The 12,632-nt window shown below is 60.4% G+C and carries 12 protein-coding genes; 3 read left to right on the top strand and 9 right to left on the bottom strand.

Features of this window, described 5'->3' with window-relative positions; translation table 11 throughout:
• The first annotated feature begins 205 nt into the window (after positions 1-205).
• Both HMPREF3101_RS04220 and HMPREF3101_RS04215 read left to right on the top strand, forming a co-directional pair.
• On the top strand, positions 206-616 hold the full coding sequence (locus tag HMPREF3101_RS04220) for a hypothetical protein (protein ID WP_070462955.1): 411 nt from the start codon (positions 206-208) through the stop codon (positions 614-616).
• Positions 617-676: 60 nt separating this feature from the next.
• On the top strand, positions 677-1,156 hold the full coding sequence (locus HMPREF3101_RS04215) for a hypothetical protein (protein ID WP_070462952.1): 480 nt from the start codon (positions 677-679) through the stop codon (positions 1,154-1,156).
• A gap of 73 nt (positions 1,157-1,229) precedes the next feature.
• Here the strand turns inward: HMPREF3101_RS04215 and map are convergent, their stop codons facing one another.
• From map to dxr, 5 genes are all read right to left on the bottom strand, one after another.
• On the bottom strand, positions 1,230-2,129 hold the full coding sequence (gene map / locus HMPREF3101_RS04210; RefSeq protein WP_070463023.1) for a type I methionyl aminopeptidase: 900 nt from the start codon (positions 2,127-2,129) through the stop codon (positions 1,230-1,232).
• 10 nt (positions 2,130-2,139) lie between these two features.
• Positions 2,140-3,951: a penicillin-binding transpeptidase domain-containing protein gene (locus HMPREF3101_RS04205; RefSeq protein ID WP_070462948.1), complete on the bottom strand. Its 1,812-nt coding sequence runs from the start codon at positions 3,949-3,951 to the stop codon at positions 2,140-2,142.
• Positions 3,952-4,012: 61 nt separating this feature from the next.
• Positions 4,013-5,176 (bottom strand): flavodoxin-dependent (E)-4-hydroxy-3-methylbut-2-enyl-diphosphate synthase, encoded by a 1,164-nt coding sequence (ispG, locus tag HMPREF3101_RS04200; RefSeq protein WP_070462946.1) that lies wholly within the window; start codon positions 5,174-5,176, stop codon positions 4,013-4,015.
• Positions 5,177-5,186: 10 nt separating this feature from the next.
• Entirely contained in the window at positions 5,187-6,395 is a 1,209-nt protein-coding gene (locus HMPREF3101_RS04195; protein WP_070462943.1) for a M50 family metallopeptidase, read from the bottom strand.
• Entirely contained in the window at positions 6,396-7,607 is a 1,212-nt protein-coding gene (gene dxr, locus HMPREF3101_RS04190; protein WP_070462940.1) for a 1-deoxy-D-xylulose-5-phosphate reductoisomerase, read from the bottom strand. It lies immediately after the preceding gene.
• 150 nt (positions 7,608-7,757) lie between these two features.
• On the opposite strand from dxr, the gene HMPREF3101_RS04185 reads away from it, so the two are divergent.
• Positions 7,758-8,183: a DUF2631 domain-containing protein gene (locus tag HMPREF3101_RS04185; protein ID WP_070462937.1), complete on the top strand. Its 426-nt coding sequence runs from the start codon at positions 7,758-7,760 to the stop codon at positions 8,181-8,183.
• A gap of 183 nt (positions 8,184-8,366) precedes the next feature.
• On the opposite strand, the gene HMPREF3101_RS04180 is transcribed toward HMPREF3101_RS04185, so the two are convergent.
• The 4 genes from HMPREF3101_RS04180 to frr form a co-directional block, all read right to left on the bottom strand.
• Positions 8,367-9,479: an FAD-dependent monooxygenase gene (locus HMPREF3101_RS04180; RefSeq protein ID WP_070462934.1), complete on the bottom strand. Its 1,113-nt coding sequence runs from the start codon at positions 9,477-9,479 to the stop codon at positions 8,367-8,369.
• Between the two features lie 450 nt (positions 9,480-9,929).
• Positions 9,930-11,033: a dual-specificity RNA methyltransferase RlmN gene (gene rlmN, locus HMPREF3101_RS04175; protein WP_070462930.1), complete on the bottom strand. Its 1,104-nt coding sequence runs from the start codon at positions 11,031-11,033 to the stop codon at positions 9,930-9,932.
• Between the two features lie 68 nt (positions 11,034-11,101).
• Positions 11,102-12,007: a phosphatidate cytidylyltransferase gene (locus tag HMPREF3101_RS04170; RefSeq protein WP_070462927.1), complete on the bottom strand. Its 906-nt coding sequence runs from the start codon at positions 12,005-12,007 to the stop codon at positions 11,102-11,104.
• 13 nt (positions 12,008-12,020) lie between these two features.
• Positions 12,021-12,578, bottom strand: coding sequence for a ribosome recycling factor (gene frr, locus HMPREF3101_RS04165; protein ID WP_070462924.1), 558 nt, complete (start codon positions 12,576-12,578; stop codon positions 12,021-12,023).
• Between the last annotated feature and the right edge of the window lie 54 nt (positions 12,579-12,632).

Raw genomic sequence — 12,632 nt, 5'->3', positions numbered from 1 at the left:
ACTACACCCAGCCCACAAACCCATCGTTAGAGAACTCTGGCAAAGTTTTAGGCGACAAGTTGCACCACACTTCGAATTAGTTGCTAACATAAGCCGCGACACTCGGACAACGGGGAGCCGCCACTTCCCGCCGAGAGCCTCCGTGCCAAGGTCCCATGGATCGAGTTCGGACGACATACAAGTACTACAAGTAAGGATTTGTTTCATGCGCAAGTTCCAGAAGGCAGCCCTCGCAGGCGCCACCGCCGTTGCTGTGGCCTTCGGCTCCACCTCCGTCGCACTGGCTGAGGAGACCACCACTGAGACCACCCAGGATCAGAACACCCAGAACGAGGCGACCAAGACCGGCGTCCCGACCCGTAAGCCGACCGACAAGGACAAGGCAGGCGGCGAGATCACCTCGTCCAACAAGCTCGCTCACAGCTCCGGCGCTGTGGACAAGGACGGCAACCTGACTGGCGCTAAGGGCACCGACATCTTCGGCAAAGACAAGAAGTGGGAGAACCTCGCTCCTTGGGCTAAGGCTGGCTACCTCACCACGATCTTCCTGAGCGTTTCCGCTGCTATTGGCCTGATCGTTGGCCCGCTGTACAACTTCTTCATCCACGGCATGTAAGCTGCGGATTTTCATCGCACACCCCACCTAAACTTCAAGAACATTTCGAAAGAAGGAAACATGCGCAACATCCGCACCGCTGCAGTTGCCGCTGCAACTGCTCTGACCGTCGCTCTCGGCGGCACCACCGTCGCTTTTGCCGAGGAGACCACCGAGAACACCACCACTACCACTGATCAGCAGGACAACGGCTCCGCTAAGAAGGAAGACAACAAGGGCTCCGCACAGAAGGACTCCACCAAGGGCGACAAGGCAGTCATCTTTGTTGGCAAGCAGGAAGGCGACAAGGACTTCGGCAACGTTGTCAGCGACGGCACCAAGGGCCTGTTCGGCGGCAAGGGCTCTTCCAAGTACTTCAAAGACTCCGACAAGGAGTTCTACCCGACCGACGCTTTCGGTAAGAAGACCCGTGTTGAGGAAGTTCCGCAGTGGGCTCGCTACTGGATCGACGGCACCGTCGTCGCCGGTATCGGCGCTCTGGTCGGCATGATCATCGCTGCTGTCAACTTCGCTTCCTACAACGGCTGGATCAAGCTCTAAGCTTGTTTTCGCTGTCAGCGACAACAAAAAGCTCCCACCTTTCTAGGTGGGAGCTTTTCTGTTTGCTGTATGCCTACTGCCCCAGCATGTGTTGGCCGGCGGCCACATCAGCATCGGGAAGCGTGAGAATCTCGTTGCCGTCCTCAGTAATCAAAATGGTGTGCTCGAACTGAGCGGTGTACTCGCCATCACGATTTTGGACAGTCCAGCCGTCATCCCAAACGTCGTAAGGCAACTGCCCAAGGTTAATCATCGGCTCAACAGTCAACGTCATACCCGGCTCGAGGATGTCCGTATAGGCGTCTGAGTCATAGTGCAGCACAACAAGTCCGTTGTGGAAAGTGGTGCCCACACCATGGCCGGTGAAGTCCGTGACCACGTTGTAGCCGAAGCGCTTGGCGTACGACTCGATGACACGTCCAATAACATTCACCTGGCGCCCCGGCTTGGCGGCCTTGATGCCGCGCATCATGGCCTGATACGTGCGGTCTACAAGATCGCGGTGAACCTGCGCCACCTCACCGGCGAAAAACGTCGCGTTCGTGTCGCCGTGCACGCCGTTTTTGTAGGCGGTGACGTCAATGTTGGCAATGTCGCCCTCCTGGATCACCGTGCTATCCGGGATGCCGTGACAGACGATCTCATTGAGCGAAATACAGCTGGACTTGGTGTAGCCGCGATACCCCAACGTGGAGGGGTATGCACCGTGATCACACAGGTACTCATGGATCACGCCATCGACGTAGTCCGTAGTCACACCCGGCTTGATCTCTGCGCCACCGACAGCCAACGCGTTCGCCGCAATCTTGGATGCCTCACGCATTGCCTCAATGGTCTCTGGGGTTTGCACAAACGGCTCACCCACGTTCTCCTGGACCTTGTTTTTCCAGGCGTACTCCGGCCGCTTGATCGACGCGGGCACTTTCCTAATCGGAGTGGGCTTACCTGGGGTTAATTTTCCGCGTTGATTCATGCGATCAATGTTAGCCCCTCGCCGCATCCAGGTTTGCAAGCATCGTCTGCGTCAGCGCCACCGCAGCTTCAGAGCCGCCGCCCAATACAACAAGCGTGGCAAAAGCAATGTCATCGTCCGAACGATAGCCGGTAAACCACGAGTGCGACCCGCCGGTGATTTCGGCTTCGCCGGTTTTACCGCGGACGTCTCCAAACGAAGTAAGTCCACTTGCAGTACCACCCGGCGAAGTCACCGCAAGCATCATCTGGCGCAGCTGTTCCATCGCCTCTGGGCGCGGCTTTTCCAGATGCTCATTGACGTGTGTCTCCTCCCCCGGCAGCAGGAACGGAACCGGCATCTCACCGCGCGCAGCCGTCGCAGAAACCAACGCCATGCCAAAGGGGCTTGCCAAGTCATACCCCTGGCCGTAGCCGGCCTCAGTGCGCTCCAGCGGGGTCTCGCCCACCGGGATGGAGCCAGTGATGGTATCCAAGCCCGGGATCATCATGTCCAGGCCAAGTCCAAACTGCTTGCCTACCTCCTGGAGCTCGCCTGGGGCCAGCTTGGTCGAGATGTCCGCGAACGTGGTGTTGCAGGAACGCGCGAACGCCGTCTGCAACGGCACGCTGCCCATGCCAAAGCCCGCATAGTTGGTCACCGTTCGGCCGTAAATGTTCATCGTGCCCGGACACGGGACGATGGAATCCGGGGTCAGCGACTGGCGCTCCAGGCCAGCTGCGGCGCTAATGATCTTGAACGTCGAACCCGGCGGGTACTGGCCCATCGTGGCCAAGTTGCCCTTTTTGTCAGCTGCCGGGGTTTGGGCAACAGCCAGGATGCCGCCGGTGGATGGTCTGATTGCCACAATCATCGCTTCGCGGCCAGCCACCGGCTCAAGTGCTTGCTCCGCGGCGCGCTGCACGCTACGGTCCAGGCTGATCTCTATTGCTGGCGAAGGCGCTGGATCCACGCGCTCAACCTGCTCCAACGCCACGCCATTTTCGTTGACAACGGAGACGCTCCAGCCCGGGTCACCATCCAAATCATCGCCAACCAAGGTTGCAATACGCGCCATGATGTCCGGCGCGAAACCGGGGTCAAGGTTGACCATCGCGGCTTCCTCATTAAGCCGCACCCCCGCCTCGCCACCGAGAGCCTGCTCGAAGGCGTCCTTAGCGGTGGCGGGAATCAGGGCAGCCGAATACGTCGATTGGGTGGAGGAGAGGGCTTGGGTCAGCGACGCGGCGTCGTGAAGCGGGACTGCCCTATCAACCTCATGTGCTGCCGCAAGCGCTGCAGCGATACGCTGAGCGGCCTGCGGCACGCTTTTAATCCCCTTGGGCTCCACCAGCACTCGGTACGCAACCCCGGGCCTCAGCAACTCCGCACCATCCGAGGACACCACGCTGGCCGGGCGCGCGGGGATGGCGCGCAGCTCCAGATGCTGGTGCGCGCCCAACTTCGGGTGGATTGCAGAGGGCTGCCAGCGCACCTGCCAGCCCTCTGCGGACTGGGTGAGGGTCATGTGCGCGTCATAGGCGTACTCACGATCACGCGGAAGCTGCCACGCCATACGGTAGCTCGCGGTGGCAATCGCCTCGCTTTGGCTAACCTCTATCAGCGCTGTCTCAAGCGACTCTGCCTGCAAGCCCTCCCATGTGGTCTCTGCCGCGGACTGAGCGGTGCTGGGATCGTCGATGATCTTGCCAAATTCGGCGCGCTCTTCCAGCGCTTTCAAAAAGGTCTTTGCCACCGGTTCTGCTGAGTCAGGCCTTGGTGTGCATGCCGCAAGCCCCACTGCGAGAAACAGACAGCTAAGCAGGACAAGAAGGCGACGCATGACAAAAACGTAACAGCGCCGAGAGTCTCCCCGGCGCTGCCACAACCATGTCGGAACGCGTCTAGCGAGTAACCTTGACCTCTGCCTTGGTCCCAGCCACTTCCTCCAGCCCCTGCTCCTCAGCGATACGCAGCGCGTGCGCGATCAGGGTCTCCACGATCTTGGACTCCGGCACGGTTTCCACAACCTCGCCCTTGACAAAGATCTGGCCCTTGCCGTTGCCCGACGCCACGCCGAGATCCGCGTCACGGGCCTCACCAGGACCGTTGACAACACATCCCATCACGGCAACGCGGAGCGGGAACTCCATGCCGTCCAGGCCAGCGGTTACCTCCTCAGCCAGCTTGTACACATCCACCTGAGCGCGACCACAGGACGGGCAGGAGACGATCTCAAGCTTGCGCGGGCGCAGGTTCAGCGACTGCAGAATTTGATCACCCACCTTGATCTCCTCCACCGGGTCCGCGGAAAGGGAGACACGAATCGTGTCTCCAATACCCTGCGACAGCAGTGCGCCGAAGGCCACGGAAGACTTGATCGTGCCCATGAACTTCGGGCCCGCCTCCGTCACACCGAGGTGCAGCGGGTAATCCGTCTTCTCCGCCAGCTGACGGTAGGCCTCCACCATTAGCACGGGGTCGGAGTGCTTCACAGAGATCGCGATATCGCCGTAGCCGTACTCCTCGAACAGACCGGCCTCCCAAATCGCGGACTCTACCAGCGCCTCCGGCGTAGCCTTGCCGTACTTCTCCAGCAGGCGCTTGTCCAAGGAGCCACCGTTGACACCAATACGGATCGGAATTCCTGCATCCCCCGCAGCCTTCGCTACCTCTTTGACGCGGCCGTCAAACTCCTTGATGTTGCCGGGGTTCACACGTACCGCGGCACAGCCCGCGTCAATCGCAGCGAAGATGTACTTCGGCTGGAAGTGAATATCTGCAATCACCGGAATCGGAGACTTTGCAGCAATCGCCGGCAACGCTTCCGCGTCCACCGTCTTCGGGCAGGCGACACGAACAATGTCACACCCCGCAGTTGCCAGCTGCGCGATCTGCTGCAGCGTGGCGTTAATGTCATGCGTCTTTGTCGTGGTCATGGACTGCACCGTGATCGGGTGGTCCGACCCAACGCCTACCCCACCAACCATCAGCTGACGCGTCTTGCGGCGCGGCGCCAACGTCGGCGGCGGGCCTTCTGGAATACCTAAACCGATGGGGAGATTCATGCGGTTTACCTTAGCCCAAAAGCTTCACAGGGTTCACCACGTCCGCCGCCATGACAAGCACACCAACGATCAGCAGGAGCCCGGCGATTGTGTAGGTCAACGGCATGAGCTTTTCGTAGTTCGCCGGCGGACCCGGCGGCAAACCACGCAGGCGCCGGAAAAAGTCTCGGATCTTCTCGTAGAAAATCACCGCGATATGGCCACCATCCAAAGGCGGCAGCGGCACAAGGTTAAACAGCGCAAGAAAGAAGTTCAGGCTGGCCAGCATGAGGAAAAACACCGGCCACAAGCTGTTTGCCGCAAGTTCTCCACCGGTGCGCGACGCCCCGATGACACTAATCGGGCCTTCCACGTCGCGCTCCGCGCCAAACATGGAAGCCACGACTCCCGGGATCTTGCCCGGAAACGCAATGAGCCCATCGACCGTAGCCCCGAGCATCTCACCGGTGAACTTCGCGGTGGCCGGGATCGCATCAACGGGGCCGAAGCGCTTCATCGCATCCGGCACGGGCGCAAGGCCTACACCAATCGCGCCAGCTTCTATTTCCTCGCCTGTCTGCGGGTTTAAGCGCTTGACCGCCTGGACTTCCACGGCGAAGTCTTTGTGCTCACCGTTTCGCTCAACCGTGACCTCTACGGTTTCACCTGGGCGAGTCATCACGTAATCCCGCAACTGCGCAAACGCGGTGATCTCTTCGCCGTCAACCGCAACCAGCGCGTCGCCTGAGCGCAGTCCCGCCGCATATGCGGGGCCCTGCCCAGTGCAGGGCGCAAGCGTTGTCTCATCCACCTGATCCGACGTACACGTCAGCTCACCGACTCGTGGCGTGCGGTCCGCGTACGGGTTGGGAATCCCCGACATCGTGGCCACCATGTAGATGATCACCACGCCAATCAGCAGGTTCATCACAATGCCGCCGGTCATGACGATCACCCGCTGCCACCACGGCTTGCTCACCATGGCATGTGGCGCTTCCTCCTCCGTTACCGGATCTAGCGCCGTCATGCCCGCAATGTCACAAAACCCACCAAACGGCAGTGCAGCAATGCCGTACTCCGTATGCCCGCGTTTCGTTGACCACACCGTTGGACCAAAGCCAATGAAGTAGCGGCGCACCCGCATGCCAAAAGCACGCGCTGTAAACATGTGCCCCGCCTCGTGCAGCGCAATCGACACCGCAATCCCCAGCGCGAACAGCACTATGCCAAGCGCCCCCACCTACGCATCCGCCTTTGCACCATCAGCCTTGAACTGCGCAGCGATTCCCTCAATCACTTCAGCAGCCAAGTGGCGTGCACGCCTATCCGCCCCCAAGACGGCTTCGACGGTGGTTGGGGGTTGGGGAGGGTTGCCGTCGGCGTCGAAAAGCAAAAGCACCTGCTCCACCACATCAACAATGTGCGGAAACGCAATGCGACCGGCAAAAAACGCATCTACCGCAACCTCATTCGCCGCGTTGTACACCGCCGGATACGGCTCGCCGCGCTTCACCGACTCGCGCGCAAGCTCCACCGCCGGAAACGCCTTGGCATCCAGCGGCTCAAACGTCCACGTGTGTGCTTCACTGAAATCAAGCGCCTGCTGTGCCTTTGCTACACGACGCGGCCACGCCAACGCATGCGCAATCGGCATCTTCATCGACGGCGGCGAAGCCTGCGCAATCGACGCCCCATCCACAAACGTGACCATGGAGTGGATCACGGACTGGGGGTGCACGGTGACATCAATAATGTCCGGATCAATGCCGAACAGCATCGCCGCCTCAATCAGCTCAAGGCCCTTGTTGACCATGGTGGCCGAATTGATCGTGTTCATCGTGCCCATGGACCACGTCGGGTGTGTGACCGCCTCCTGCGGGCTCACCCCCATCATCTGCTCACGCGTACGCCCACGGAACGGGCCGCCAGAAGCCGTAAGTACAAAACGCGCGAAATCTTCCGGGTGGCCTGCGCGGAGACACTGCGCCATCGCTGAATGCTCCGAATCCACCGGCACCAGCTGCCCCTGGCGCGCCTTGTTCAACACCAGCGAACCACCGGCAACTAAGGACTCCTTATTAGCCAACGCCAGCACCGCGCTTGTCTCCAGCGCCGCAAGCGTTGAGCTCAGCCCCGCCGCCCCCACAAGCGCGTTGAGCACCACATCCGCTTCGTGTGTCTCAATGAGCTCGCGTGCAGCTTCCTGGCCGGCAATCACCGCGCCGCCGAGAGCGTCACTGACTTGCTGCGCAGCGTCATCCCGCTGCACCGCCACCTGATCGGGCCGCAGGCCGTGCGCACGCGCTTGGTCGATAATCTGCTGCGGGTTACTTCCCGCAGCCGCAATGCCCACCACCATGAAATCCGCAGGATTGGCCTCAATAACCTCAAGTGCCTGCGTGCCAATAGAGCCCGTTGAACCCAGAATCAGAATGCGTCTCACACCCGCCATTGTTCCAGTCTGCTCCACAAGCGGTAAAACTTTCGGACGTTTAGGGGGTATTCACTCGCAAACTGACCAGCCCATGTGAAAGAATAGGGCCAATACTGTTGCAAATAGTTCCAATTGTTTTCCAATTGCTCAGCACGAAGGAGTTTGGCTGTGGCCAACCACGCTCTCGACAACGCACCTCAGGTGTACAACGGCGTATCTGAGGCAGATGTCCCATCCGCCCGCTTTGGCTGGAGCGAAGCCGGCAACGGCGTCATCCAGGTCGTAGGCTGGATTTCCGTCATCGCCCTCATCGGGTTCAACTTTGGTAACCACGAGGGTCACGTAGAGACCATCTGGCTGATCACCCTCGCAGTGGTCATCGCACTTGGTCTGATTCTTCTGGCAACCCAGCCGAAGCTGAACCAGGTCCGCACCGTCACCGCGCACAACAAGCCGGTTGGCCACCAGGAGCCGGACTGGGCATACGACCAGAAGACGCTCTCCGGTGTCTACGCCGATCTGGGTGAGCGTGAACTGCGCGCCCTCAACATCGACCCGGCTCGCGTCGCACACCTGCGTGCCCCGCAGAAATAGTCTCCCGCGCTAGTCGAAGCTAGACATAACAAAACCCGGCCTGCGAGGCCGGGTTTTTTCGTTGCCTGGTACCTGGAGGGAAACGGGGAAACGCCTCTTCTTCGATGCGTATATTTTCACGGGCCGCGGCAACACGAGGGCCTCGCTGCTCGCGCGGTGCTGTTCCGTTTGGAGCCGCCTCGGTCACATCTCCGGCACTGCCCACGCAGTCACCGCTTGCACCTGCCTGTTGGTTACCGCATCGGGCACGTGCTTGAGGATCCAGTTTCGGGCGGCAGTCACTCGGTCGCCGCCGGTATGTAATGCCCGTCCGATCAGCCGCGACTGGCGCGCAATCTGTTGGCTGCGGCGGCGCCGGTGCGTGTCATAGGCAGAAAAGTCCGTACTGCCTGCGCGCAGCAGCCGGGCGAGGACTGCAGCGTCTTCGAGACCCTGGCATGCGCCCTGCCCGAGGTTTGGCGTCATGGCGTGCGCCGCATCCCCGATCAGCACGACCTTCTCGTTGTGGTAGCTCGGGAGTGGTTTCGCGAGCTCATGAATGGGCAAGTACTGTATCGACGCCTTTGGGGTTGCGCGCAGTAGCGCGGGGATCGGGTCGTGCCACTGCGCGAAGGTCGCGTGTAGTTGGTGCAGCGCCTGGGTGCCAGGTTGGGCTTCTGGGCCGGAGGTGACGGCGAACCAGTAGGCGTGACCGTCGTGAAGCGGGACGGCCCCGAAGCGGGCGCGAGTTCCCCAGGTCTCGAACCCGGCGTCAAGCGGCACCTCTTCGGTGATCGCGCGCCACGTGTTGTAGCCAGCGTAGGTCATGCCGGGATCGTCGAAGCAGGTGGCGCGCACCGCGCTGCGGATCCCGTCTGCGCCCACCACGACGTCGAATCTTGCCTCCGAGCCGTCGGCAAAGGTGACTGTGCCGGATCTGGCGTCGACGCCCACAGCCGCAGCAGAGGTGTGGACGCGCGAGCTTGGGATGCCTGCGACCAGCAGCGAGTGGAGTGTGGTGCGGTCGAGCGCGAGCGAGGCGCGCGTGATTTGCGGGGAGATGCGCGTAAGCCAGTCTCCCTGCGGATTCCGGATCCCGCCTTGTAGTGGTGCTTGTTGCAGCTGCAGCGCGCGGAAGTCTGCACCTATACCTAAGGCGTCGAGGGCGGCGAGCCCGTTCGGCGCGAGCGTGATGCCGGCACCGCCGCTGCGGATCTGCGCATGCTCTTCGTAAATCTGCACGTCTATGCCCGCCCGGTGCAGCGCCGCCCCCAGCGCGAGGCCGGCAATGCCAGCACCGATGATGCCTATCCTCATGGGCTACGAGTCTAGTGGGGGTTAAGGGTGCGGCACGCAAACATCGGATAGCAAACATCGGATAGGCCCGAAAAAGGCCGCAAAACGGACTTATCCGATGTTTGCTATCCGATGTTTAAGGTAGGGACTCACCTGGCGTCCACCTGACACGAATACTTAAGAACACAGAGGTCAAAATCTGGTTAAGCGTTAAGCCTATTGCCAGAATGTCTCCGTTTAGAGGCAAATATTCATGATGCGGCCGATTCCTTAGGGCAGATTAGGTGACTAATCACCATTTTATTTAGGCAGAATATAGGCATTTTTACGTACCTTTACGTGTGATGAATTAAATGGGCCTAAATTCTTGCGACACGCCCCAAATACCATAAGAGGATCCTTACTGTAGAGTTTTCGGGGTTCGCACGAGTAATTCGCGGCACCACGGGCAGCCGGTGGGCCACCAGCTGCCTAACCGGCCTTCTCGTCTGCCGCCAACTGGCCACAGGCCGCGGCGATCTCCTGGCCCTTGGTGTCACGCACCGTGCAGGTCACACCTTGGGCAATCACACGGCGGACAAACTCTTCTTGGTGATCTTTCGGGGAGGCATCCCACTTCGAACCCGGCGTCGGGTTCAACGGAATCAAATTCACGTGCACCTTCGGGCCGAGTGCCTTGTGCAGCTTCTGCCCCAGCATGTCGGCTCGGAAGTTGTGATCATTGATGTCACGGATGAGCGCGTACTCAATGGACACACGACGGCCAGACTTATCCGCGTAGTAGCGCGCAGCGTCCAGCACCTCGGAGACGGGCCACCGGTTGTTCATTGGCACCAACTCATCACGCAGCTCATCATCCGGCGTGTGCAGGGAGACGGCCAGGGTGCAAGACAACCCTTCGTCTGCAAGCATGCGGATCTGCGGCGCCAACCCCACCGTGGACACCGTGACGTTGCGCTGCGAAATGCCAAAGCCTTCTGGAGCCGGCTGGGTAATCTGACGCACCGCGGACACCACGCGCTTGTAGTTCGCCAGCGGCTCCCCCATCCCCATAAACACAATGTTGGACAGGCGCGAGCCTTCCTCCTGCATCATGGCTGCTGCAACGCGCACCTGATCCACAATCTCCGCAGTAGACAGGTTGCGGTCCAACCCACCCTGGCCCGTTGCACAAAACGGGCACGCCATGCCGCAACCAGCCTGGGAAGAAATACACAAGGTGGCGCGGTCCGGGTAACGCATAAGCACGGACTCCAGCAGGATGCCGTTGTGCAGACGCCAGAGGGTCTTCGTGGTGTCACCGTTATCGGTCTCCACCCTGCGCACCGGGGTCAGCAGCGTGGGAAACAGCGCGTCCTTGACAGCCTGACGCTGCGCCTCAGGCAGGTCCGTCATAGTCAGCGGGTCTGCTTCAAACTTGCCGTAGTAGTGGCGCGCAATCTGGTCAGCACGGAACTTGGGCAGCCCAAGCTCCTTCAAGGCGTCAATGCGCTCTTCCTTATTCAGGTCCGCGAAGTGCTTCGGCGGCATGCCGCGCTTGGGCGCCAGCAGGTTAATCTGGGGAAAATCGCTCATAATGCGCCCCATTGTTGCACGTCAAGCCCACTTCAGGCGAATTAAAGCAGTCCTTGGACCAGAAAAAGCTAGAACGGGTTGAGCAGCACCGCGGCGTTCAGCAACGCGTACGTGGCGCAGGCTGCCGGCAACATGCCGTCCAAACGGTCCATCAAACCGCCGTGGCCGGGCAGCAGGTTGGACATGTCTTTGATGCCAAGCTCACGCTTGAACTGGCTTTCAACCAGATCTCCCATGGTTGCGCACACCACAAGGGCCGCACCCATGACAAGACCCAGCCACCACGGGCCGTGGATCATAAAATGCACCACAAGTAGGCCAGTAATCATGCCGAAGACCATGGAGCCGGCAAAGCCCTCCCAGCTCTTGTTCGGGCTAACGGCTGGGGCCATCGGGTGGGTGCCAAACATCACGCCGGCGGCGTAGCCGCCAACGTCGGAGGCCACCACGCACAGCATGAACGCGATGATGAAACGGGAACCGGGAATGCCGCCCTCATCAATCAGCGAGATCATCGCGGCGAAGGAACCAAACAGCGGGATCCATGCCAGTACGAAAATGCCAACAGCGGTGTCTCGCAGGTAGTTCTCCGGGTTGGCGCTGTGGCTCAAACGCCCCGTCGAGTCAGTTCCTGGCCCACTGGTATGGAAAAACAGGCGCCAGAACATCAAAAACAGCACCGAGATGGCAAACGCCGCAACTAAGCCGCCGCTGGCGTAGAACGCCGAGGACCACAGCATTATCTGGCCCAAAATGATCAGCAGCGTGCGCGGCTGCTGATATCCGGCCTCACGCAACCGGGTGAGCACCTCCCACATGGCGAAGGCAACTGCCACCGCCACCAGTGGGTACCACGCCATAGGGCCAACCAACACCGCTGCAATGACCACAGCGCCTAGGATCACACCCGTGGTGATCGCAGCGCCCAGGTTGCGCCCCGCCTTGTTCTTCGGCTTGGGGGCGTGGATGTGCATAGACACTTGAGGTTTAGACCTCCATCAACTCGGTTTCCTTCTTGGAAACCAAATCATCAATCTGTGCAACGTAGCCCTGCGTGGTCTTGTCCAGAGCCTTCTCAGCGGTCTGCACGTCGTCCTCGCCTGCGTCGCCGTCCTTCTGGATCTTCTTCAGGGACTCCATGCCCTGGCGGCGCACGTTACGGATGGCAACCTTGCCCTCCTCACCCTTCTGCTTGGCCTGCTTTACCAGGTCCTTGCGGCGCTCCTCCGTCAGCTGCGGGATAGTCACGCGGATCACATGACCGTCATCCGTCGGGTTCACGCCCAGGTCGGAGTTACGGATCGCATCTTCAATATCGCGCATGGTGGACGGGTCAAACGGCTTGATGATGAGCATGCGCGGCTCCGGCACCGAAACCGTTGCCATCTGGTTGATCGGCGTCGGCGCACCGTAGAAATCCGCCATAACGCCGTTGAACATGGCCGGGTTCGCACGTCCGGTGCGGATGGAAGCCAGCTCGCCGCGGGTGTGCTCCACCGAAGCAGTCATTTTCTCTTCGGCGTTAAGCAGCACGTCATCAATCATGGGTCAGTTCCTACCTTCATGGTCGTTTGAAAAACGTAACGCCCCCAAATCTAC

This window comes from Corynebacterium sp. HMSC29G08 (genome assembly GCF_001806875.1).
In the GTDB taxonomy this organism is placed as follows: domain Bacteria; phylum Actinomycetota; class Actinomycetes; order Mycobacteriales; family Mycobacteriaceae; genus Corynebacterium.
This window is presented reverse-complemented; position numbering and strand designations above follow the sequence as displayed.